Raw genomic sequence first — 23215 nt, 5'->3', positions numbered from 1 at the left:
ATACTTGTCATACTAGCCTATTGCGGCTCGCTTGCCCACGAAAGCAGTAGAGGCAATTCATGAATTGCCTCTACTGCTTTCGTGGGCGTGGATCTGCTAAAATCAACAGTGTGAGGACTTAGGAGTTACATGGCTGGATATACGCTGATTTTAGCGATTTTGATCTTAGGAGGCATGATCGCAACTTTAGGCGATCGCATTGGCACTAAGGTTGGAAAAGCGCGGCTTAGTATATTCAAATTGAGACCGCGTGACACCGCCACAGTCGTCACGATCGCCACAGGCGGAATGATCTCTGCCTCAACCTTAGGAATTTTATTGCTACTAAACGGACAGCTCAGGGATGGATTGTTTCGCCTTGAGAGTATTCGCTCGGAGCTATCTAGTAGCCAAGAACAAAAGCAAAAAATCGAAACTGAGCTAAATGCCGCGAAAACTGAACAGGAAAAAGCGCAACAACGGTTAGGGGAAATTAACAAGTCGTTAGTCCAAGCTCTGCGGAAACAGTCAGAGACGCAGGCTTTGTTACAGTCAGTGGAAAGCAAATTTGAAAAAGCTGACGAGCAATTGCAAAAAGCCTCGCAGCAGGAAGCCGACCTGCGCGATCGCATCAAGAGTTTGAGTGCCGAGCAAGAAAATCTCCAAGCCGAAAGTAAGCAGCTTCGGGATGAAAAAGAGCGAATTTCCACAGAGCTAGCCAGTATTTCTCGGGATCGCGAAACGCTCAAACAAAGAGTCGATGAATCAGAACAGCGCTTAGTGGAAATCGAAAAACAACGGGTAGCTCTTGGCTCAGAAGTTGCCTCTCTAGAATCCGCCCGTGAGCAATTGCTGATTAGTCTTGAAGCCTTACGTAAGGGTAACGTCGCTATTTTTGCCGATCAAATTTTATCGATAGGGGTTGTGCGTCCAAATCTTAGCCAAGCTGAGTTACGTCAAGCCAGTACCCAACTACTACTCCAAGCCGAGCGGAATGCCCGAGAACTATTAGATTTCCTCCCCGATCAAGCTCCCCAAGAACCAGTCATTAAAATTACAGAGGCGCAGATCGAAGGACTGCTCAATCGGATCAAAGACGGAAAAAGCTATGTGATTCGGATTCTTTCTGCTGGTAATTTTCTAAAACGCGAGACCAGAGTTGCGATCGCTGCTGATGTGACCCTAAACCGCCAAATATTTGCCGCAGGTGCTGAAATTGCCTCCTTACAATTTACCACTGACCTATCGCCACAGGCTCTTGCGTCGAGAATTGAGCAACTATTTTTGTTAGTTAGTTTTCGCGCTCGTCGTGAGGGAGTCCTAGCTAATCCACTTACAGGCAAAGTCGGCAATTTTCCTCCTGACGCATTGACCGAGCTTTTTAAAGTAGTGAGCGAACTTAAGTCTCCCTACGAAATTAGGGCTGTAGCTAAGGAAGCTATTTTCCCTGCTAGCTCACTGATTTTAGAGCTAGTAATTCGTCAAAATGGTATTGAAATTGCTCGATTTAGTTAACCCAAATCAAAACCCAAAAAGCTTGAGACTGCGCGAAGCGCCGCCTCAAGCTTTTTGGGTTTTACAGCAGTTATCGATCAAACCCACCACAAAAAGGGTCGCAGGGCGTAGCCCCGCAATGGGTTTTATTGTGGCGGATTTGAAAGCAAATTGCTGTATATGCTAACAAGACTGGCGAAAGCGATAAAATACATCTATGGCAAAAATATCTCTGTGCGATCGCTGTAATTTTTACTCTCACAGCCAACTTTTGGTCTGTGCAGTACATCCTTACGGGCCAGAGTGGGGACATTGCTCAGATTTTGTCTCAGCGGAATTGTGGGAACCTGACGATCCCCATAGTTATGATCCCGCCATGGAAACAGAATGTGGCTGGCATCCCATCTTTACAGGTAAATGTCCAGAATGCCGCACAGCCTTTTCCCGAATGCGGATTCCACCTGAACAATGGCGCTGTAATTGCTGTGGCTGGGAAGATGATCTCTAACCCAAACCCGTAAGGTTGCTCCCCGCAGGGGAGCAACCTTACGGGTTTGGGTTTATTCTTCGCAAATTTTGATTACTCTTTGAGATGGATACCGTACACATCACGACCTTTAACATTGTTAATCGTATTCAACACCGCCTCCGAAGCTGCCATAATATCTCGCTCTTCGCCACCGAGATATAAACGCCCAAAGCTACCTACGGCGACAATTTCCAGAATATTAATCGAGGCAGCTTTTTCAGCTTCATTAGCCGCAAGAGCCGCATAGGCAGCGGGTTCCACTTCCATGATGTACAGGGTTTGCCCAGACAGCAACATCTGCCCTCGCCGAAAGCGATTAATTAACTGGGTTTGATGTGCGTCAATATTGCGAATAATTTGACTAGATAACAATCTTGGCTTAATCCGATCTTCTTCGGTCACGCCCAGCATCTCTAAAATAGCCCGACCTGCGGCTTGGGTTTCCCCTTGACTTGCCGAATGAATTTCTAGTAGTCCATACAAACGCTCAACAATTTGCACACCTGGACGTACTGAAGTTGATTTTAGAGCAACGTCAGTAATGCGGTTAATTTCAACACCTGGGGAAATTTCGATCCAGAGGGAGGTGTCACCTGGTAAGGGTAAAAATCCTTGTGCGATCGTTCCTAAGTAAGCAGCATGTTGTTTTTGAAGATTGTCTAAGTAGACATAGCTGCGTAAATCGATACCCAAAAAATTTTTCTCCCACGAGGCTTTTACTGGGTTTTTCTAGCTGTCTGAATCAAGAAATTAGTTAGCTACCCAATATGTAATTTTATAGCAATAGCAACAAAAAAGAGAGAGGGCGCTTTGCGCCCTCTCTCTTTTTTATAAACCTGCTTGAGCTTTAGCCACAACTTGACCATCTTTAAACTCAATGATCGCATTACTACCCTGAGGATTTTTCCAAGAATAAACCTGTCCGATGCTGTTGCTTGAATTATTCTCAGCAATAACTTTGCCAGATGTACCAAAAACTTTTTCCACCTGCTCAATAGTCATTCCTTTTTGAATGCGATTAAACTTTTCCAAGGTTATAACTTGTTCCTGTTCATTTGGATTCGCGATCGGGGCAACTGAAGAAGGATTAGCTTTAGGTGTAGTTTGAGTAGTTGCGGCAGATGGTTGGATAGTCTGACTAGGAGTGCTTTTTGTTGTAGTTGTTGTATTTTTTGTTTCTTGATTCTCAACTGATGGGGTTGCTAATGATGAGGAAGAACTTGACTCAATAGCGGTTTTTGATGTAATTGCTCTGACTGATGCACCAATTCCCAATCCTAGTGCGACAATCGATAATCCTACAAACAACAACTGCCAATAATTACTATCAGATGACTGAAGCTGCGATCTATTAGCTTTGGCAAGATCAGTTGATTTAATTGTTAAGCCATTCGCAAGAGCTTGCTGATCTAAATCAGCAGCTAGAAGATGTTTTTGAGCTTGAGAATTTGTTGGGGCAATTTTCTTGATCGCATTCTGTAAGACAGAATGCTTAGAAAGTTGCGGCTCTGGCGATCGCGTTTCTGGTCGCTTACTATTCACATCTGGATCTATGTCTGGAAATGGAGTCAGTGATGATTTTGGAAGATCTAGCATAAATTGCTCCGTCCATAGCAGGCGCTGTTTGTGCGTTTCTTCATCATTGCGCCAACAGTGAATCCTAAATTTAGCTAATGATTCTATATGCAAATTTTGAAGTTTGCTATGTACTAATGTCAGCAGTTTTTCTTTGTCAATGGCAGAATCTGTCCGAATTTGTAGCTCTAAACTACTATCGACAATATCTACGGCAACATAAAGCTGCTCGATGTCAAGGGGCTGTAACTCCTGACGAATAATTTCGGCGATCGCCTTTGGATCTCGTTTATGGGCAAGTTCGGCAATCGAAAGCATACTTGACTAATCGTCCTAGGCTAACTAGTGAATAGCTTTATAACTACTCTTGGCTATCTTAATTTCAATACATTACACTTGCCGACTTAAAGCTGCGATCGGCTAAATTGCGTGATTGTACCAAACATACATTATATAGATTACTCTCGAAAAGTCGAGAGTAATCTATATAAACCCAGCAATTCTCATTATAAAAATCGGTTTTTTGAAAGTCTGCCTACGGCGAGCTTTCAAAAAACCGATTTTGGTATTTCCAGCACCTTTGGCGCTGGAAATACCAAAATCGGTTCCATAATGAAAATTGCTGATACAAACCAAACATTCCATGTATTTCTCGACACATAAGGTAGATGAGCATAATTAATTACAAACCCAAATTTGTAAGGTTGCGCCCCGCAGTGACGCAACCTTACAAATTTGGGTAATTTATTTTGGAAAAGTACTTACAACTTAAAAAATTTCAGTCTTGTACATCACAAACGAGATAAATCCTGATAGGGTTAATTTGGAAACTGTAACTCAAATTTTTTGTAACCCACAGAATTCATGAAAGTACTGGTAATTGGTGGCGACGGTTATTGCGGATGGGCGACAGCTTTACATCTTGCAAATAAAGGATATGAAGTTGGTGTGCTAGATAGCTTAATTCGTCGGCATTGGGACAATGAGTTAGGTGTTGCGACGCTCACACCGATCGCCTCTATTCAAGAGCGAATATACAAGTGGCAAGCTGTTTCAGGTCAAAAAATTGACTTGTTTATTGGTGACATCACTAACTATGAATTTTTACAGAATACATTCCGTAGTTTTGAACCTGACGCGCTCGTTCATTTTGGAGAACAGCGTTCGGCACCATTCTCCATGATCGATCGCGAACATGCTGTACTTACCCAAGTCAACAATGTAGTTGGAACGCTCAATTTACTTTATGCGATTAAAGAGCATAATCCCGACTGTCACCTAGTTAAGCTGGGTACGATGGGCGAGTATGGCACTCCAAATATCGATATCGAAGAAGGCTACATCACCATTGAGCATAACGGACGCAAGGACACGCTTCCTTATCCTAAGCAACCTGGAAGTTTTTACCACCTTAGCAAGGTTCACGATAGCCATAATATTCAATTTGCTTGTCGAACATGGGGCTTGCGGGCGACCGATCTCAACCAAGGCGTAGTCTATGGAGTACTGACGGAAGAAACTGGCACTGACGAGCTACTGATTAATCGTCTCGATTACGACGGCGTATTTGGTACAGCTCTTAACCGTTTTTGCATCCAAGCTGCAATTGGACATCCTCTGACTGTGTATGGTACGGGCGGACAAACCCGCAGTTTTCTGGATATTCGGGACACGGTGCGCTGCATTGAACTAGCGATCGCTACGCCTGCGGAGGCTGGCAAAATGCGTGTATTCAACCAATTTACGGAGCTTTTCTCGATCCGCGATCTTGCTTTTATGGTACAGAAAGCTGGGCAAACTCTTGGAATCAAAGTCGAAGTCCAAAATATCGACAATCCACGAGTCGAGCTAGAGGAGCATTATTTCAATGCCAAAAATACCAATCTCCTCGATCTTGGCTTACAACCGCATTTTCTATCCGATGCCTTAATCGACTCATTGCTTAACTTTGCAGTCAAATATCGCGATCGCATCGACCAAAAGCAAATCTTGCCAAAAGTTAAATGGCGCAACTAAGCATCTGTTAGTGGGTATAGTGGGTAAAAAAAGTATGCCGATGGCATACTTTTTTTTACCCGCTAACACATAAATAGGATTCCAATTGCTAAAAAAACAAAAGAATTGGCTAAGATTCTCACCTCCTATGCTTTTGGGCTTTGATGTTTAGTCCCTGCGATAGAAGATTTAAATAAAAAAAAGAAGTATCTTAAATTACATAACAGAGTTATTGTCAAGCCCTTCTTACCGAACCTACCATGACAGCTTCTACAAAAACCTTGCGCGTTTTGGTGGTGGATGACCACGAACTAACCCGATGCACTTTACAGCTCGCACTTTCAATGCAATCCTGCATTGGCGATGTAGAAGTTGCAACTAATGGCAAAGAAGCGATCGCCAAAGTGCATAAACGAGAACCAGATGTTGTAGTCATGGATTTGCATATGCCAGTGATGGATGGATGGACAGCATCCAACGCCATCAAAACTGAATACCCTCATATTAAGATTGTTGCTTACTCAGCCGCCGATGGTGGAAAAGATCGAGCTTTATCCAATGGCGCAAACATTGACGCTTTTTGTGACAAAGGAGCATGTACTCGTAGTTTGCTAGAAGCAATCAGAAGCGTTGCTTAGTTTGAATAAAAAAGAGTCGGCGTAAAACGCCGACTCTTTTTTATTGGGCAGTTTTGCTTGGCGACAATAGTTTTGCCGCAATAACGCCCCCAATAAAACCAAATAAATGCCCCTCCCATGAAATATAAGATCTGGTAGGTAATACACCCCAAATCATTCCTCCATAACCAATCGCGATCGCAATTGAAATAGCGATCGCCACGAAGCTTTTTTCAAAATATCCACGAAATAGTAAATAGCCAAAATAGCCAAAAATCACGCCACTCGCGCCAACATGGACAGAACAAGGTCTCCCAACTAACCAAGTTCCTAAACCACCCACCAGTGCGGACATTACCGACACAAAATAAAAATCTTTCATGTTTCGCAACATCACAAACCATCCCAAAACAACAAACGGGACGGTATTTGCCAAAACGTGATAGAAGCCTCCATGCAGAAATGGAGCAAACAAAATGCCTCGCAAACCAATAAAGCTATGTGGCACAATGCCTAGAGCGTTAAGCCCCCGACGCAAGCCGCAACCAGTGGAAATTACTAAGATATTCTCAAGAAGTACTTCATTTAAGATGACGATAATCCAAAAAGTTGCTACCAAACCCGCCAAGATTTTAACTTGAGTTTTTAGCTCTCCACTAATGGCTTGCAGATTTTGCTTCACGATTTTTACCCCACGAAAGTGATTGCATCTCTAACAGACTAGACTATAAATAATCTTACCTAACGTCTTTAGTAAATAATTAGTGGTGAGCCGCTTTGCGGCTCACCACTAATTATTAGGATGTGTTATAGCTATAGCCTAACGCATCCTACGGGTGGGGCAAAATCTATAAGCCTAGAGTTTCTCAATAATTCGCACATTTATGTATTGATCGTTTTTCAGCTTTTCTTTGATCCGCTTTTCCACATCCTGTTCTTGCTTCTTTTGGGCATCATTAAGTGCCTGACCAATCCATAAACAGTAACCAAGAATAAAAATCCCAAAAAATTCCATGTAAATCCCATGTAAATTTATGGAGATGGATACTACACAGTTAAACTTTATTCGTCAAGTAATTAACCATAAAAAACATCAAAACTTAATATTTAAATCATAGCTGTCTAATCTTCAAAAGAAACAAGAGAGAGCTGCGGCGCTAAGCGCCGCAGCTCTCTCTTGTTTCTAATTGTGCCCTAAGTTCTAAATTACAAAACCAAAATTGGTTTTGTTGATGACCAAGCTAATCGATCGCTATACATTTGTTTTTTTGACATCGATCGGATTTTGATACTTTCATTACATTTTATTTTTAAGACAAGCGTTTTGTATGTTATGTTGTTACATGTCACAAGAGTGTCGTATCAAGTTGATTAATCGCAGGTAGCACGTAATCAATAGCTCCAATTTAAGCTAACAAGTAGCAAACAAGTTTTTTAAACAAGTTTTTTGTAGCGGCTGCTCTAGTCACCTGCTGAAGATTTTATAGCGTAGAGGTTTTCTATTATCATGTCCATTCGCCTTTATGTTGGCAATTTGCCAGCAGAATTAGATCGCCAAGCTCTAGAAAAAATTTTCAATGAATCAGGTGATTCAGTATCATTGAAAGTTATAACTGATCGCAAAACAGGCAAATGCCGTGGTTTTGGTTTTGTGACCGTCGGCTCTGATGAAGTTGCTGACGTAGTCATTGAAAAATTCAATGGTTATGATTTTAATGGTGCTGTATTAAAGCTAGAAAAAGCTTTGCCTCGTACAAAAGGTAAAGCCGAAGATGGTTCTGATTTGGAAGATGGTTCTACTGATGACGCTCCCCAGTCAGAGAGTGAATCTCCTGTAACCAGTAACGTTGCAGCGCCAGTTAAAGCCGCAGCAAAACGCAAAAAGCGTAGCAATAACAATAAGAAAACTACTGGAAGTGTATCTAGTTCCAGTGGCTCCTCTGAAGCTCACCAACCTGACCCGCGTTGGGCATCTGATCTTGAGCGCTTAAAACAGCTTCTAGAAGCTCAGGGCGCAGCTAAGTAACAAATAAAAAAGCCTCGCTAAGCGAGGCTTTTTTATTTAACCCAAAAGAGAGTTGCGGCGCAAAGCGCCGCAGCTCTTTTTTGGGTTTTATTTAGACTTGCTGCTTTGGATAGTAAGGACGGTCATCTGTTAACGGGGGACGCAACCAAAATCTAAGGGTGTAAAATACTAATTCTTTAATCTCTGTCCATACTCGTTCAGATTTTACAAAAGCTTCAGCGTTAAAAAGAAAATATTGTGGCTTGAGTCTGAACTGCTTACCAATTGGCCAAGGACATTGCTCACCAAGGTTACTGTGGCTATCAGAGGGATAGCTAGCAGTTGTCAGCGAAGCATTAAGATCTTGGTTTCTAAAAGACAAAAAAGCACGAGTTGCCTCGATGGGAGAAGTGATCAGCAAGATCCTTCTACTGTTGCGGGGATCTTCAGCAATTAGCTTGTTTTTTTCTAGGGATTTGATCAGCTTGCTAATTTCATCGCCACTACTTCTTACCGTCATGCCAGATGGCTCAATAATTACAAAAGAACGAATTGAAGAGATATTTGGGAAACTAGTCAAAGCACCACACATTTGATCGGCTTCAGTTAGGTCAACTAGAGGAATACCGTCGCTGGGAACGGCTCGATTGGTAAAGTAGCCCTCATAGCGCGGGTCATATCGCAATCCTCCATCGGGTATTCCAGCTCGACTGGCGATCGCATCTCTAACATTTTCTTTGGTGCGCGTTGGCGGAGATTCTGGTGCGGTAAGACAGGCATATCCTTTTGTCGAGGGGTAAGATGTTCGTCTACCCCCACTTAAGATGATGTATGGTTTTTTTGAGATTTCAGCCTCGTTCCATAATCTGATTGCTTCTTGGAGGCGTGGCTCATAGGGAGGATTTTCGGCAAGGACGACAATGAGATCGTAAACTCCGCGCTTAAAATCTAATAATTCTTTTTCGGTCAAATCGCGGACTGGGCGGCGATAAGATTGCTCGATCGCATTTGATCCTTGCTGTTCTAAGTAACAGGTAAATAGTTCTGAGGTGGCGTTGTTAGTGGCGATCGCAAAGATCAGTAAAACTATTAATATTTCCTTTCTAACTGTGGCAACTTTCTCTGAAGCACCTTTATTGTCGACCTTTTCCCCACTTTTAATGTTGAGATTTTTGAGTCTCAGCCAGTAGTTAAAAAATAGCAATAGCAGCAAAAACCCAACTAGCGTAAATGGAAACGTGAGAAATTCAACAACAGTTTTGGGGATCGGCTCTTCCACAAATCTGAAGTTAGCAAAAATGATCGCAATTAACGCTGTAAATATTACTAATCCAAAAAGACGAAACCAGTCCTTGGGAATAGCCCTAAACAGAATTACAAAAATTGGGATTGCAATAATCCAAATCAGAATATTGGTTAATAGATCAAACACTACCCCTCCAAAATTCTTTACTGTTGCTTGTTAAGTAAAAAACAAGAGAGAATAGGGCGCGACGCGCCCTATTCTCTCTTGTTTTTTACTTGTGTTCCATGCATCATGATGGCGATTAAAATGTGTCAGTGCAATATGCTAGTCAATAGGGTTACATCTGTAAAGGGTTTTAATCAGGTTTTATGAGACTTTTTCTGACAAACCGATAAATTACAGGTGGGACAAAGCGTTGCCTCTAAATTTATAAGTTTTAAATAGGTTTTAATAGGAGAGGCACGAAGTGCCTCTCCTATTTTTTATATAACGATATGCCCGCCAAAGAAGAGTTACGTTTACCCAGTTGGTTGCGACCACAAATCGGCAAAGCTAGTGAAATTTCTGAAGTTCAGCAAATTATTAAGCAGCGAGGGATTCATACTATTTGTGAAGAGGGGCGCTGTCCGAATCGAGCGGAATGCTATGCCCAAAAGACGGCAACTTTTTTGTTGATGGGGCCAATTTGCACTCGGGCTTGTGGGTTTTGCCAAGTTGATAAGGGACATCAGCCGTTGCCACTCGATCCTGATGAGGCGAAAAAAGTTGCCGAGGCAGTAAATTTATTGGGCTTAGATTATGTGGTGCTGACTTCGGTAGCAAGGGATGATTTAGCAGATCAGGGGGCTAGCTGTTTTGTAGATACGATGCAGGAGATTAGGAGATCGCGCCCAAATGTCAAAATCGAAGTACTAACTCCTGACTTTCGGGGCGATCGCCTTTGCATTGAGACGGTAGCTTTGGCTGAGCCTATTTGCTATAACCATAATATTGAGACAGTACGACGTTTGCAGGGTAAAGTGCGGCGTGGCGCAAAGTACGAGCGATCGCTGTCGGTTTTGGCAATGGTGAAGGAGATCGATCCGCGCATTATTACCAAGTCAGGGCTGATGGTGGGGCATGGTGAGACCTTAGAGGAGCTAACAGAGACCATGCAAGATTTGCATAAGATCGGTTGCAGTTCCCTGACAATTGGGCAATATTTACGTCCTTCCCTTGAACATTTGCCCGTACAGAAATATTGGACTCCTGAAGAGTTTGACGAGCTAGGGGCGATCGCAAAGCAAATTGGTTTTGCCCATGTGAGATCGGGGGCTTTGGTGCGAAGTTCCTATCATGCCAGCCAAACTGTATAAAAGGTGGTGCAAAGCACCACCTTTTATACGAAATTACGCAAAAAAAAGCGGGTAAATGGCAACGTCAGTAAATCCATTTCCCGCTGACTCTTGTTCAATGAAACAATTGAGACGCATATATAACTTCCCACGAAGCGAAAAGGGTTTTCATCAGCTAAAGCGCTTATTTGAAACGCTTTCTATATAAGCATTTTGGCTTGATTCACCAAATCAAGTACCCAAATAAGTGAGGTTGTGCCCCTGCGGGGCACAACCTCACTTATACCAAATACTTTCGATGCGATCGCTGATATCTATAGCAATATCGTGGGTTTCCGCCAAGATTGTCACATGCCCCAGTTTTCGCCCAACAGAGGATATCTTTTTGTTATACCAATGAATATACGTGTTCGGAAAACTGGCGATCTCAGCGCGTTTTTCTAAATAATCAGCGTCTACACCAGAGACATTCTCAAAACCTAGCAAATTGACCATTACCGCCACAGGTGCAACCATCGACACTTTACCTAAAGGCTTGCCACTAACGACGCGAAGTAACTGCTCAAATTGCGAAGTTTGACAGCCTTCGATCGTGTAATGTCCTGAATTGTGCGTGCGTGGCGCAATTTCGTTAACGCTGACTTCTCCCTTGGTGGTCAAAAAGAATTCGATCCCAAATACACCGATCGCATCAAGGGTGGTCACAATTTGCTTAGCAATGATTTCCACTTTTTCGCTAACTTTGGGATCGACACGAGCAGGTGAGATCGTGCGGTGGCAAACTTGATTAGTTTGCAAGGTTTCGACAACGGGATAAATTACGATCTCACCTGATTCCGATCGCGCAACAATGATGGCAAGTTCGCGCTCAAAGGGAATGAAAGCTTCTGCGATCGCAGGAGCTTTATGCATACTTTCCCAAGCCGATCGCAGTTCTATTTCATTGGCAATAACCCAAGTTCCTTTGCCGTCATAGCCATGTCGTCGTGCTTTGAGAACTAAGGGATAGCCGAGATGATCGGCAGATGCTAAAAGCTCTAATTCTGTATCGACACTATAAAATTCGGGTGTGGGAATCTGATGATCGCGAAAATGTTGGCGTTGATTTAGCTTATCGACGGAGATCGCCAAAGTTTCTAGTTTTGGCAAAAACAACAAGCCGCGATCGCCAGCCCGATCAACTAGCTCTTGAAGCGCAACGAGATCGACAAATTCATTCTCAAAGGTAATTACTTGGCAATTTTCAGCAAGCTTGGCTGTTGCGCTAGCATCAGCAACTTCTCCATAAATTACGCGATCGGCAATATTTACGGCTGTGTCATCGGGACTTGCGGCTTGCACAGCTAACTCAAGGCCAATAAGCTTGGCTGCGATCGCCATCATCCACGCAAGTTGTCCGCCGCCAATCACCCCGATTTTTTGCCGAGTAACCACTACAAAATTCCTGAATCAATACTTCTGTAAATTAACAAATAGCCATTTATTATAGGTCTCAATACTCAGAAACTAGAGATTTCTAAGCTATGAATGCCATATGCGAGTGACCTTACCTGAGAACGGCGGCTATAACGGGCTAGATGATCGCAAATATTATTTTGACAAAGCTCGCGGTATCTTTGCCTAACAACAAAGTAAAAGACAGTGCTAAGCACTGTCTTTTACTTTGTTGTTATTAAGTTGATTAAGCTGGTGACCAGACTCGAACTCGTGACCTGCTGATTACAAATCAGCTGCTCTACCAACTGAGCTACACCAGCAAATTTAATGCTATGGAATCATAACAGACATACGATCGCTTTAGCAACATTTATCTTAAATATCCAACAATTCTAATTATGAAACCAATTTTTAGTCACTCTAGTTATGTACTTGTGCAAAATAAATTACCCAAACCCTTAAAGTTGCGCCCCTGCGGGGCGCAACTTTAAGGGTTTGGGTTTGTAAATTATGTACATCTACTTAAGACATAAAAACGAAAAGATGGTTACAGCGCTTCGCGCTGTAACCATCTTTTCGTTTTTGTTTTTGGTCTGACTTATCTAGCTATAGCTATAAAATATCTCAAAAACAGAATCGGCAATAATTGCAGACTCTATTTTTTTATTTGTCAAGCGGTTGACGCTGACTGAATATCCCTACAAAATGCTTAATAGAAAAGTTTTGCTCTGCTTAAAAATAATGTTTCGAGAATCTCGAAATCCCGAAAAATTCAGCATGAAAAACATAAAAAATTACCGCAAACGTAGATTAATCACAAGGACATGGCTAGGACAAGCGATCGCATCCAACAAGCAAATCACTACAAGACTCTGAGAATTAGCTACACCGCTGCTCATGCCGAGGTCAAAACTGCCTATCGTGGTCTAGTAAAAGAATTTCATCCTGACTGCAATCATCATCTCGATAATCACGATGATATTGCCTCCATCAACCTCGCTTACGAGGTTCTTAGTAATCCCCAATCTCGCGCCCACTACGATCGCAGTCTTGGCATTAAACATACTCCTAATGGAGCATCATCTCATAAGGGATTCAAGCGATCGCCTTCTAATCGAGAAACCCATCTCAATGAAGATCAGAAACTTGATCGCTGGTTTAAACAAGTTTACGAACCGATCTCGGAAATGCTCGAAGTAATTCTCGATAGTCTAGACGAGAAGATCGACGATCTCTCTGCCGATCCCTACGATGATGGACTGATGGAAGATTTTGAGGACTATATTGATGAATGTCGTGGTTCCTATGCCAAGGCGCAGATTTTCTTCCGTGCGTTTCCCAATCCAGCCTCTGCCGCAGGGATTGCTAGCTATCTTTATCACTGTCTCAATGCGATCAGTGATGGGATTGAAGAATTAAATTACTTTACTCTAAATTTTGACGATCGCCATTTGCATACTGGACAAGAACTTTGGCGCAGAGCTGACGAAATGCGTTATTGCGCCCAAATGGCAATGGAAAATTTACAAACGGTATAGAGTATTCTCACTAACTATTTGATAGTGAGAATTTAGCCATACGAGGGATATTTGGGAAATCCGTCCAGATTCTAAGCTGACAATGGAGAAGTTACGGTATTCTCCGTCATTATTTTTGACGATTCTCGGAGCACAGGCAGCATTCAGAAAAATCGTCCCCATGTCGTTAGTCGCGATCGCTTCACGAGTACGATGAGGATTGAGCCGCAAATGGTGATGCATATGCCCAAATGTAGCTAAGGGAACTATTTTTTGCATTTGATAGGATTGAGAAAGCGCTTCTGCAAAATCGGGATCGCCATAGTCACCGCCGCCAACTTTCCAATCTTTGCCACAAATTGAATGCTCCTCACTACCTAGTCCACAGGGACCATTATGACCTAAAAAGATTATGTTTTCATAGGCAGCTTTGGCAACAGATTCGGTAATGCGTTGAGTTGATTCCACAAAATTTTTAATATTGTAGCGATCGCGATAAAAAGCTTCTTTTTTCCATTTAGAGCTTCCCCAACTAAATGGACGTGCGCCGACCACTGAGAGCTCTAATTCAGGAAAGTCTAGCCAACTGTAGCCAACATGCATCTCTCCTAAAATATCTAATTGCTGCTGCACCCGATCTTCCTTAATGCGATCGTAGGGGCATTCGTTTTTATTGGATTTTTTGCCATCATCTAAAGTACTGTACCAAGCGTCATGATTACCTAAAATAACCGCTTTCGGCATATCGAGACTGGCGATCGCCCTTACAACTTCTACTGACTCATTGCCAAAGTCACCAACAAATAGAACTAAATCAACTCCCAAAGACTGAAGAGCTAAGCGATCTTCAACGGGCTGCCACAAATCATGAACATCTCCAACTACAGCTATTTTGACCGATGATTTGGACATAATTATAAATTGATGCGGGGATACAAGTAGCTAAGCAAAATTAAATACAAAACCCAAAAAACCTGTACTGCCCGCGCAGCTGGCGGTACAGGTTTTGGCTCTGTTTTTTCAATTATACTGAGTTACTTACTGCAACTATACTAAACTTAATTTCAGACCATATTGGGAGCGATTCGAGCAATGTCTGCAAGTAATAAGAAGTTCGCGACAAGTTGGCAAAATAATTTAAAGACAAATTTCTGGAATTGGCGCACGATCGCCCAATTAATTTTTTTAGCGATCGTGATTACTTGCAGCATTTTGGCATGGAATACCCTCGCTCGAAATATGCGAAATTCAGGGCTAGCGATTAGTTTTGACTTTCTCGGCGATCCTGCTTCTTTTGATATTGCCGATTCGCCCTTTCCTTACAAGGCTTCGGATAGTTACACCGTTGCTTTGCAGGTCGGATTGCTGAATTCTCTGAAGGCGATCGCAGTTAGCATTATTTCCGCCACAGTTGTCGGTGTAACAGTTGGAGTTTCGCGATTATCAAATAATTGGCTAGTCAAGCAACTTGCACGGGTTTATGTGGAAATCCTCCGTAATACACCACTACTATTACAACTATTTTTCTGGTACTCAGCTATCTTTTTGGCGCTTCCATCCGCTAGCGATCGCATATCGTTGGGATTTGCCACCCTTGCTAAAGATGGCATCACGATTGCCGCTTTAAAAATGACTTTGAGTTCGGAATTTTGCGCTCTAGTCTTAGGCTTAACTATGTTTTCCAGTGCCTTCATTGCTGAAATTGTGCGTGGTGGGATTCTCTCAGTTCCTAGAGGTCAAACGGAAGCTGCGAAAGCTTTGGGATTAAGTAACTTCCAAACGATGCAAAAAATTGTTTTGCCGCAAGCATTGCGAGTTATCATTCCATCGCTGACTAGTCAATATGTGAACATTGCTAAAAATTCCAGTCTGGCGATCGCGATCGGTTATACCGATATTTATCGCATTGCATCGACGACAATTAATCAAACAGGAAGACCTGTAAACGTAATTCTGATTATCATGGGAGTATATCTCGCCATGAGTTTGACCATTTCCGCAAGTATGAATTTACTAAATCGCCAGTTCCAGATTGTTGAACGCTAATCTAATAAATCTCAACCATTTTGGGTAGGGGCAATTCATTAATTGCCCCTACCCAAAAATCAAATAGAATTTTGATATGAATAATCAAAATATTTTAGTTTGGTTCCGTAATGACTTGCGATCGCATGATTGCGAAACCTTATATCGGGCGTTTCAAGATGCGGCTCAGCCGGGCGCACAGATATTTCCTGTGTATTGCTTTGATCGCGCCCATTTTGATAAGACATACTTTGGCTTTGAGAAAACAGCAGCATTTCGCGCCAAATTTCTGATCGAGAGTGTCGCAAATTTGCGGGAAAGCTTGCGATCGCTTAATTCTGATTTGATTGTTCGCGTTGGCAATCCCGATCAAGTTTTGCCTAAATTAGCTGAGCAACTAGAAATTGGTGCAATTTACTATCATGCAGAAGTCACCACTGAGGAGAAAATCCTAGAAAAAAAGCTAGATTCTATTCTCAAAAAACAGAATGTTAGTTTCAAGAGCTTTTGGGGAAGCACGTTAATTCATCTTGATGACTTGCCCTTTGAGGAGATCGCCAATCTTCCTGAACTCTTCACCCACTTTCGCAAGCAAGTTGAAGCCAATCTTACAGTTCGTGAAGTTTTCCCCACACCCGATCTCCTTCCTGCCTTACCCGAAGGTATTGATATCGGCGAAATCCCTAACTTAGCAAGGCTCGGACTTAAAGAACCCGCACTATGCGATCGCGCTGTATTACAGTTCCAAGGCGGTGAAACCAAAGCGCTACAAAGATTAGAGCATTACTTTTGGGATAGCGATCGCATACAAGTTTATAAGCAAACTCGGAATGGAATGCTCCATGCTGATGACTCTTCTAAGGTCTCCCCTTGGTTAGCATTAGGTTGTATTAGCCCACGCTATATATATGCTCAAGTAAAAAAATATGAATGCGATCGGCTAGCCAATGACTCGACGTACTGGCTAATTTTTGAACTGCTGTGGCGCGACTATTTTCGTTTTGTGGCGGCGAAACATGGTGATAAATTATTCTATCGCACAGGTTTACGTGGTGCGGATATACCTTGGGAACAAGATTGGGAACGTTTTGAGCTTTGGCAAACAGGAAATACGGGGTTCCCTTTAGTTGACGCAAATATGCGGGAACTTGCAGCTACAGGCTTTATGTCCAATCGTGGTCGTCAGAATGTGGCAAGCTTTCTCACCAAAAATCTTGGTATCGATTGGCGAATGGGTGCTGAATGGTTTGAATCTCTACTAATTGATTACGATCCTTGTAGTAATTGGGGCAATTGGAACTATACCGCAGGAATTGGGAATGATGCTAGAGGGTTCAGATTTTTTAATATCAATAAGCAAGCTCAGGATTACGATTCTCAAGGGGAATATGTCAAGCATTGGCTTCCAGAACTTACAGATCTCCCGGCTAGTAAAGTCCATCAACCATGGCAGCTTTTAGCGGTTGAGCAGAAGCGTTTTAATGTTCGTCTTGGTGTTGACTATCCCTACGCTGTTGTCGATTTGTTTGCCTCAGCAACAGCAAATGAAGTAATTTATGATAATTCAGTCCATCGGTTATAGATTTATAGATGTCTCAACTCTTCCAAAGATTTATAGCGCTATTAATACCAATTTCCAAAATGACGTTGCTATTTTGAGAATTGCTATAAGGTAGATGAAGGCAATCTGAATTTCTGGAATAAACATAAGTGATCGCCTTAATATCTCCTTGTTTCAAGCGCAATTCAGACTTATAATACCTACATTATTTCAGGCGATTTTATGGTTTACATCAGGATTATCTCTAAGCAATCATGAATCAATCTATGCCTGAAAAACAAATTTCTGAAATAAATAATTCTGAGAAACTAAGATTAACAAGTCGTCAACGTCGAATTTTACAAGTAGTCAACCAAAGTAAACCCTTAAATGATTTGGCTTATGAGCTTGGGACTAGTCGCGATGCAGCTAAGCTTTTGGAAGATATTGCCGTCAGGCTAAATCATCGCCTCAATTTAAATCACCAACAAGAAAAACAACAAGATCAGCAGCAACCTAAACAGCCACAAACAAAAGAAGCCCATAATTCTATTGATAATGAACTCTTAACTCCTCGTCAATGTGAAGTCTTGCGCTTAGTCGCGAATGGATTGACGACCAAAGAAATTGCAAAATCTTTATTTATAAGTGTTAAAACGGTTGAGACTCATCGTGGTCAGGTAATGCAGCGGCTAAATATTCACGATCTGGCTGGACTAATTCGTTATGCTCTACGGGTGGGGCTGATTAGTTTAGACGATTAGATCTGAAAGGTGACGTTTTTTCATCTTTTGGACGAGTTATTAATGCCTCGGCGTAATTAAGCCCCAGATTCAAAACCTATGTCGATCGCGCAGCGATCGGCATAGGTTTTGAATCTGGGGTTGGGTTTTAATTCCTGACAGTGTAGTTACACTGTCGGGAATTGGTATAAATTAAATATCAGGGTATTCCCTGATATACATCAAGTGGGAATGACGATAGATTAGATACATGGAAAACGGGGGAGAAAAAGATACAACTGGGGAAGAGAAAATCTAAAACTCTGTATCGATTCTCAAAATTATTTAGACAGAACTCATTTACGGATAGACAAATCTATCCATTTACATAGAAAAAAAGAGGACAAATACATGCTATCTACTTCACTTCGCCGCGTTTTGGTTGCTTCTGGTCTTGTTATTGCTTCATCTTTTGCGGCATCCGCAGCTTTTGCAGGTACGACTGGCTCTATTCCCTTAAGCGGTACAGTTACTACCACCCTCGAGATGGTTGCAACACCAACTGCTAATACTGGTATGAACCTTACAACTCCTAGTGTCCAACGTGTTAAGGTTGGTGATATTACGATGGGGACGAATAACGCTACAGGTTTGAATCTAGCTCTAGATTCAGCAGTCACCTTTACCAACTTAAACGCTAAAACTCCTATCACAGTCGGTGTGGCAGTCCTTGCTGGTGCATCGCCCACAACTCCAACTACAGGTTACACAACAATTGCAGGCTCACTTATAGCACCCACAGCAGCACAAGCAGTTTCAACTCCTTACAGCCTGTTCGTTGAGTATACTCCTGCGGCTCTTCAAGATCCTATAGCCTATAGTGCAACTGTTAGCCTGACCGTGACAGATAACGCAGACTAATGCTGACAGTGGTTAACTTTCAAATCTAAAGTAATAAGTTAACAAGAAGAAATCAAGAGCATATGCGGTAAACAAATAAAATCTGCATATGCTTTTAATTTTTCAATGGAGATACGTCAAATCTTTACTTTGCTTTCTTACTTTAGATTGTTATTTTATTGCTAAATCATGAAGAATAAGCAAATGAAGCCAGCACTCTGGGGCATAGGACTATTAACCTGTATAGCTTTGATGGGAATACAGCCAGCTTTTGCTGAATCTTCCGTTTCGGTAAACGTGATGTCATCAGCTAGCAGTCTACCTCTTGATGGTGAAGGTAGCGCAACAACACGAGTTGTCAAAGTTTCTAACCTGACACTAGTTACAGACAGTAACAAAGGTTTTACGATAACTATTAGTTCTGGTAACTTAACAAAAGCAAGTCAAAATACTCCCATTTCTTACCAAGTAATGACAGTAGTATCTGGAGATAATCCACCAAGTTCTGGTGATTTTACGGTTGCTTCTGGCAATAACTATACATTTCTAACCAATCAAGCAGGTTCCCAAAACCGCGATCTCTACATTCTCTATACTTCTGCTAGTTTGCAAGATCCAGGAACATATATCGCCAATATTACGATCTTGATCGCAGACAACCCTTAAATTATTTACACTGCATAAAATCATCCATAGTTTTTATTCGTATTCTATGAAATTAAAACAATGAAATTCACATTCTCCAGTTTTGGGCTAGCACTTTTTCTGTTATTAGCAAATATCGAACCTAGTTGGGCTTTCAAAATTGAACCGATTTCGCGTACTTTTACACCCTCAGGATCAAATGCAACCCAGTCCTATGAACTAATAAGTGATAAGTCAGAGCCAGAGGCTGTTGAGATGTCAGTAGTCAAGCGGGCAATAGACTTAGATGGCAAGGAAAGCTATGAGCCAGCAGATGATGATTTTTTGATCTATCCGCCACAAATAATTCTCAAACCGAATACAAGACAAACTGTGCGGGTGACATGGTTGGGAGACCCAAACCCTCAACAAGAAATTGCCTATCGATTGGTATCGAGACAGGTTCCGATCAATCTCAAAAAGCCTGAGATCGGTAAACCTAATCGCCCAACAGGTAAAGTAGACCTCCTTTTAACTTATATGGGTTCGCTGTATGTCCGTCCTACGGATGTGCAGTCTAAGGTGGTTGTCGATAGTGTGATTGTGCAAAAGAATGATAAGGGTAAGCCAACGATCGCTTTGATTTTAGAGAATCAAGGATCAGCACGAGCTAGTCTTAAAAACTTTAGCCTAAATCTTACTAGTGACGGTAAAACCATTGTCCTAAAACCCGATCAACTTCAAGAAATTAGTTCCAAAGTGATTTTGGCAAAAAATAAACGCCGTTTTGTTTTCCCCTACCCAACTGATTTACCACAGGGCAATGTCACCGCTACATTTGACTACACACCTTAATGAATCAGCCCTAAATCATTTGTAGATTTTTGAGTTTGTGTGTGAGTGAATCAAACGAACCAATAATTTTTTAAAAGTGTTGCTTCGCAACACTTTTAAAAAATTATTGGTTCGGCCTTGAGCGCAAAGCTTTCTAGGATGGCTTAGAAAGTGTTTTTTGATGATAATGATTAATTTGGTAAGCTTGTAAAACACTATAAAATTTTTTGAGATTTAGAGATCGCGTTAGAGTTTATGAACGTTGCAAAAAATATTCTCTTCGCGATCGCCAGTCTGGTTTTAATCTCTCCAACAAGTGCTTTAGCTCAGACAGATTCAGTAAAGCAATCACCTCCAACCCCAGTCAAACCTAATACTGAAGCTACCCCCAAGATTGAATCTGATCCACCTGAAGATGCACTGTTTGAGCAAGTATTTAAGCGATCGCGCATAACTCAGGGAGTACAGCGACTGATTGTGCCTTGGTCGATTGATAATCAATCTAAAGGACAGATTTTTGTTCTCTTTTTGCCTAGTAGCGCATCAGGCATCAAAATTCAGTCTGCACCCCTTTTGACAAATCTTGCCGAAATTGTCCGCCCTGAGATTCTCGAAAAACTGCAAGCTTCTGTTGATACTGAGAGAACTATCTCCATTGATACGCTGCGTCAAAATGGACTAGAAGCAATTTTTGACGAGCGGCGACTGGAATTATTTATTCAAATACCTGCTGCTCGGCGCAAGATTAATGTTTATAACCCACAATCTCAAGATCTCAGCTTAGCCAACGTCATTTTACCGAGTCAATTTAGCGGTTATTTGACCATACGTGGTGGTGAACAATTTGTCTCGTCAAATTTTACTAGTTCGGAACCATTTCGGCGACCACTCAACCTGAACTTTGATACGGCAATTAATCTAAATAATTGGGTTTTAGAAGGAAACTTCTCATTTATAGAACGAGCAAAACCAGAATGGACTCGCGGAGATTTTCGGATTGTTCGCGATGATTTAGATAACGCTTTGCGCTATGTAGCAGGAGATCTTGCTGTCCCAGTGGTGGGCTATCAGACGAGTAGACCGCTTTTCGGATTCACAGTTGCGCGCAATTATGGTTTGCAGCCTTATCTAATCACTCGCCCAGTCAGTCAGTACGAGTTCTTTTTAGAAAATCCGTCTAGGGTGGAAGTATTTAGCAACAGTCGTCTAGTTCAAACCTTACGATTACCCGCAGGTCAGCAAGATATTCGCAATCTGTCCCTCGGTTCGGGCATTAATGATGTTCAGCTTGTGATTACAGATGATGTCGGACGGATACAACGCCTAGATTTTGCCAATGCGATCGCTGCCAATCTCCTTGGACAAGGTATTCAACAATTTGCCTATAGCTTTGGGTTTCCTAGTCTTGTCACAAATGGTACTCAAAACTATGACTTGTCGGCCCCAACTCTTGTAGCATCGCATCGTTTAGGAGTTAGCAATGTTTTGACCATAGGCGGTTATCTACAAGCGGATCGTAACCAACAATTAGTTGGGTTTGAAGGAGTTTTAGCAACTACATTAGGGAATTTTGCATGGGATACCGCTTTAAGCAACGACAATCAGTTGGGGACAGGGCTTGCAGCTCGATTGCGGTATGACTTCCTCAAAACAGGCATAAGTAATCCTTTAGAACAGACTTTTGGCTTTACTGTTGAACATCGTGGAGTGAACTTTCTAGCAGCTAGCAATGGAATCAATAATTTTATTCGTGCTCCTTCAGTATTAGACTTGACTGCTTATTATCAACAAAAAATATTTTGGGATGTCACTGGAGGTCTAAATTTTCGCTACCAATTTGGTCGCGATCGCCCTAATTCCTACCAAGTAGGATTAAATCTAGGTAAATCCTTTGATAATGGATTAGGAATGACTATCAATCTTAGTGAATCTGGAGATGGAGTCAGTCCAAAAGAGCAACGAGCATTTGTGAGCCTAGTCTGGGTTTTGCCTCAACAGCGACAAGTTATCCAAACTTCGGCTGAATTGAACAGTAAAAGTAGCCAAACTTTGCGGACAAGTTGGAGCGCCAGTTCGCCTAATTCTTTAGAAGGAATTAACGTTTCACTAGCAACAGCTCTGTCTCCTACTGCCGATGACTTTACGGGTAGACTTTCCTATAACGGCTATCGTGGCAATTTAGAACTTTCGCAGGATGCACTATTTAGCCGCAATGGTCAGATTACAAATACAACCCGACTCGACTTTGGCGCATCACTGGTATTTGCGGATGGGTACTTTGGCATCTCACGTCCTGTAAATGGCAGCTTTGTTTTAGCAGTGCCTCACCCGACATTACAAGGCAGAGTAATTGGGATTAATCCCAATGGCATTGGTGGCTATGCTGCTCAAATTGACTGGGCGGGAGTGGCTGTGCTGCCAGACTTATCGGCTTATCAAGTTTCTAAATTGCGTATTGATGCACCTAGTTTGCCTCTGGGATACGATTTAGGTACGACCAGTTATACTGTTTTGCCAACATATAAAAGTGGCACAGCGATCAGAATCGGTACTGATGCCACTATCTTTTTACGCGGTACATTACGCAATGCTAAAGATGAACCTCTATCTTTACTAACAGGTGAAGTCGTTTCTTTGTCTAATCCAGATTTGCCGCCTCTACAACTATTTACCAACAGAGCAGGAAAATTTGCTTTAACAGGTATTAAGCCCGGACGTTACGAGTTGCGAATGTATAGCGATCCACCTATAGTTTTCTCAATAGATATACCCGAAGGCAAGACGGGACTTTATGACTTAGGCGTAGTGCGATCGCAATGATCTTATTGCCTCTCTATTTGTA

The 23215-nt window shown here is 42.1% G+C and carries 21 protein-coding genes and 1 tRNA gene; 14 read left to right on the top strand and 8 right to left on the bottom strand.

Translation table 11 applies throughout. From position 1 onward, the window contains the following. The first annotated feature begins 129 nt into the window (after positions 1-129). Both APA_RS08505 and APA_RS08500 read left to right on the top strand, forming a co-directional pair. On the top strand, positions 130-1494 hold the full coding sequence (locus APA_RS08505) for a DUF3084 domain-containing protein (protein WP_201321862.1): 1365 nt from the start codon (positions 130-132) through the stop codon (positions 1492-1494). 196 nt (positions 1495-1690) lie between these two features. Then, positions 1691-1981 carry a hypothetical protein gene (locus APA_RS08500; protein WP_201321861.1) on the top strand — a complete coding sequence of 97 codons (291 nt, stop codon included), beginning with the start codon at positions 1691-1693 and terminating at the stop codon, positions 1979-1981. Positions 1982-2053: 72 nt separating this feature from the next. Here the strand turns inward: APA_RS08500 and APA_RS08495 are convergent, their stop codons facing one another. Both APA_RS08495 and APA_RS08490 read right to left on the bottom strand, forming a co-directional pair. Continuing rightward, entirely contained in the window at positions 2054-2695 is a 642-nt protein-coding gene (locus tag APA_RS08495) for a hypothetical protein (protein WP_201321860.1), read from the bottom strand. 135 nt (positions 2696-2830) lie between these two features. Beyond that, on the bottom strand, positions 2831-3895 hold the full coding sequence (locus tag APA_RS08490) for a hypothetical protein (protein ID WP_201321859.1): 1065 nt from the start codon (positions 3893-3895) through the stop codon (positions 2831-2833). Between the two features lie 546 nt (positions 3896-4441). Here APA_RS08490 and APA_RS08485 point away from each other — a divergent pair. Next, positions 4442-5593: a UDP-sulfoquinovose synthase gene (locus APA_RS08485; protein ID WP_201321858.1), complete on the top strand. Its 1152-nt coding sequence runs from the start codon at positions 4442-4444 to the stop codon at positions 5591-5593. A 239-nt stretch (positions 5594-5832) separates the two neighbouring features. After that, entirely contained in the window at positions 5833-6210 is a 378-nt protein-coding gene (locus APA_RS08480) for a response regulator transcription factor (protein WP_201321857.1), read from the top strand. A 40-nt stretch (positions 6211-6250) separates the two neighbouring features. On the opposite strand, the gene APA_RS08475 is transcribed toward APA_RS08480, so the two are convergent. Both APA_RS08475 and APA_RS08470 read right to left on the bottom strand, forming a co-directional pair. Next, positions 6251-6871, bottom strand: a complete 621-nt coding sequence (locus tag APA_RS08475; RefSeq protein WP_201321856.1) for a rhomboid family intramembrane serine protease — start codon at positions 6869-6871, stop codon at positions 6251-6253. A 174-nt stretch (positions 6872-7045) separates the two neighbouring features. Beyond that, positions 7046-7204: a hypothetical protein gene (locus APA_RS08470; protein ID WP_201321855.1), complete on the bottom strand. Its 159-nt coding sequence runs from the start codon at positions 7202-7204 to the stop codon at positions 7046-7048. Positions 7205-7696: 492 nt separating this feature from the next. Between APA_RS08470 and APA_RS08465 the strand changes: the two genes are divergently transcribed. Next, the gene (locus APA_RS08465) at positions 7697-8215 is read left to right on the top strand and encodes an RNA-binding protein (RefSeq protein ID WP_201321854.1); all 519 of its coding nucleotides are present in this window, start codon (positions 7697-7699) and stop codon (positions 8213-8215) included. A gap of 91 nt (positions 8216-8306) precedes the next feature. Here the strand turns inward: APA_RS08465 and APA_RS08460 are convergent, their stop codons facing one another. Beyond that, positions 8307-9626 carry a hypothetical protein gene (locus APA_RS08460; protein WP_201321853.1) on the bottom strand — a complete coding sequence of 440 codons (1320 nt, stop codon included), beginning with the start codon at positions 9624-9626 and terminating at the stop codon, positions 8307-8309. A 308-nt stretch (positions 9627-9934) separates the two neighbouring features. Here APA_RS08460 and lipA point away from each other — a divergent pair, with 308 nt between their 5' ends. Then, positions 9935-10795 carry a lipoyl synthase gene (gene lipA, locus APA_RS08455; protein WP_201321852.1) on the top strand — a complete coding sequence of 287 codons (861 nt, stop codon included), beginning with the start codon at positions 9935-9937 and terminating at the stop codon, positions 10793-10795. Positions 10796-11050: 255 nt separating this feature from the next. Here lipA and APA_RS08450 read toward each other — a convergent pair whose 3' ends face one another. Both APA_RS08450 and APA_RS08445 read right to left on the bottom strand, forming a co-directional pair. After that, the gene (locus APA_RS08450; RefSeq protein WP_201321851.1) at positions 11051-12208 is read right to left on the bottom strand and encodes a 5-(carboxyamino)imidazole ribonucleotide synthase; all 1158 of its coding nucleotides are present in this window, start codon (positions 12206-12208) and stop codon (positions 11051-11053) included. Between the two features lie 250 nt (positions 12209-12458). Beyond that, a tRNA-Thr gene (locus tag APA_RS08445) sits at positions 12459-12531 on the bottom strand. A gap of 504 nt (positions 12532-13035) precedes the next feature. Here APA_RS08445 and APA_RS08440 point away from each other — a divergent pair. Next, positions 13036-13749: a J domain-containing protein gene (locus APA_RS08440; RefSeq protein WP_201321850.1), complete on the top strand. Its 714-nt coding sequence runs from the start codon at positions 13036-13038 to the stop codon at positions 13747-13749. On the opposite strand, the gene APA_RS08435 is transcribed toward APA_RS08440, so the two are convergent. Next, a complete protein-coding gene (locus tag APA_RS08435; RefSeq protein WP_201321849.1) occupies positions 13735-14640 on the bottom strand; it encodes a TIGR04168 family protein in 906 nt (301 codons plus the stop codon). The genes APA_RS08440 and APA_RS08435 overlap by 15 nt on opposite strands. A 180-nt stretch (positions 14641-14820) precedes the next feature. Between APA_RS08435 and APA_RS08430 the strand changes: the two genes are divergently transcribed. From APA_RS08430 to APA_RS08400, 7 genes are all read left to right on the top strand, one after another. Then, positions 14821-15774: an ABC transporter permease subunit gene (locus tag APA_RS08430; RefSeq protein WP_201321848.1), complete on the top strand. Its 954-nt coding sequence runs from the start codon at positions 14821-14823 to the stop codon at positions 15772-15774. 76 nt (positions 15775-15850) lie between these two features. After that, positions 15851-17335 (top strand): DASH family cryptochrome, encoded by a 1485-nt coding sequence (locus APA_RS08425; RefSeq protein WP_201321847.1) that lies wholly within the window; start codon positions 15851-15853, stop codon positions 17333-17335. A 245-nt stretch (positions 17336-17580) separates the two neighbouring features. Next, entirely contained in the window at positions 17581-18057 is a 477-nt protein-coding gene (locus APA_RS08420; RefSeq protein WP_236579461.1) for a response regulator transcription factor, read from the top strand. 369 nt (positions 18058-18426) lie between these two features. After that, positions 18427-18936 (top strand): hypothetical protein, encoded by a 510-nt coding sequence (locus APA_RS08415; RefSeq protein WP_201321845.1) that lies wholly within the window; start codon positions 18427-18429, stop codon positions 18934-18936. Between the two features lie 168 nt (positions 18937-19104). Next, positions 19105-19581, top strand: coding sequence for a hypothetical protein (locus APA_RS08410; protein WP_236579460.1), 477 nt, complete (start codon positions 19105-19107; stop codon positions 19579-19581). Between the two features lie 60 nt (positions 19582-19641). After that, on the top strand, positions 19642-20394 hold the full coding sequence (locus APA_RS08405) for a fimbria/pilus periplasmic chaperone (RefSeq protein WP_201321843.1): 753 nt from the start codon (positions 19642-19644) through the stop codon (positions 20392-20394). Between the two features lie 234 nt (positions 20395-20628). Further along, the gene (locus APA_RS08400) at positions 20629-23193 is read left to right on the top strand and encodes a fimbria/pilus outer membrane usher protein (protein ID WP_201321842.1); all 2565 of its coding nucleotides are present in this window, start codon (positions 20629-20631) and stop codon (positions 23191-23193) included. The last annotated feature ends 22 nt before the right edge of the window (positions 23194-23215 follow it).

It is taken from the genome of Pseudanabaena sp. lw0831, assembly GCF_016584665.1.
GTDB lineage: Bacteria > Cyanobacteriota > Cyanobacteriia > Pseudanabaenales > Pseudanabaenaceae > Pseudanabaena.
This window is presented reverse-complemented; position numbering and strand designations above follow the sequence as displayed.

Coding starts and splice junctions, on each gene's coding strand:
- APA_RS08505 (WP_201321862.1), top strand. CDS start 130: ATGGCTGGATATACGCTGATTTTAGCGATTTTGATCTTAGGAGGCATG.
- APA_RS08500 (WP_201321861.1), top strand. CDS start 1,691: ATGGCAAAAATATCTCTGTGCGATCGCTGTAATTTTTACTCTCACAGC.
- APA_RS08490 (WP_201321859.1), bottom strand. CDS start 3,895: ATGCTTTCGATTGCCGAACTTGCCCATAAACGAGATCCAAAGGCGATC.
- APA_RS08485 (WP_201321858.1), top strand. CDS start 4,442: ATGAAAGTACTGGTAATTGGTGGCGACGGTTATTGCGGATGGGCGACA.
- APA_RS08480 (WP_201321857.1), top strand. CDS start 5,833: ATGACAGCTTCTACAAAAACCTTGCGCGTTTTGGTGGTGGATGACCAC.
- APA_RS08470 (WP_201321855.1), bottom strand. CDS start 7,204: ATGGAATTTTTTGGGATTTTTATTCTTGGTTACTGTTTATGGATTGGT.
- APA_RS08465 (WP_201321854.1), top strand. CDS start 7,697: ATGTCCATTCGCCTTTATGTTGGCAATTTGCCAGCAGAATTAGATCGC.
- lipA (WP_201321852.1), top strand. CDS start 9,935: ATGCCCGCCAAAGAAGAGTTACGTTTACCCAGTTGGTTGCGACCACAA.
- APA_RS08440 (WP_201321850.1), top strand. CDS start 13,036: ATGGCTAGGACAAGCGATCGCATCCAACAAGCAAATCACTACAAGACT.
- APA_RS08435 (WP_201321849.1), bottom strand. CDS start 14,640: ATGTCCAAATCATCGGTCAAAATAGCTGTAGTTGGAGATGTTCATGAT.
- APA_RS08430 (WP_201321848.1), top strand. CDS start 14,821: ATGTCTGCAAGTAATAAGAAGTTCGCGACAAGTTGGCAAAATAATTTA.
- APA_RS08425 (WP_201321847.1), top strand. CDS start 15,851: ATGAATAATCAAAATATTTTAGTTTGGTTCCGTAATGACTTGCGATCG.
- APA_RS08420 (WP_236579461.1), top strand. CDS start 17,581: ATGCCTGAAAAACAAATTTCTGAAATAAATAATTCTGAGAAACTAAGA.
- APA_RS08415 (WP_201321845.1), top strand. CDS start 18,427: ATGCTATCTACTTCACTTCGCCGCGTTTTGGTTGCTTCTGGTCTTGTT.
- APA_RS08410 (WP_236579460.1), top strand. CDS start 19,105: ATGAAGAATAAGCAAATGAAGCCAGCACTCTGGGGCATAGGACTATTA.
- APA_RS08405 (WP_201321843.1), top strand. CDS start 19,642: ATGAAATTCACATTCTCCAGTTTTGGGCTAGCACTTTTTCTGTTATTA.
- APA_RS08400 (WP_201321842.1), top strand. CDS start 20,629: ATGAACGTTGCAAAAAATATTCTCTTCGCGATCGCCAGTCTGGTTTTA.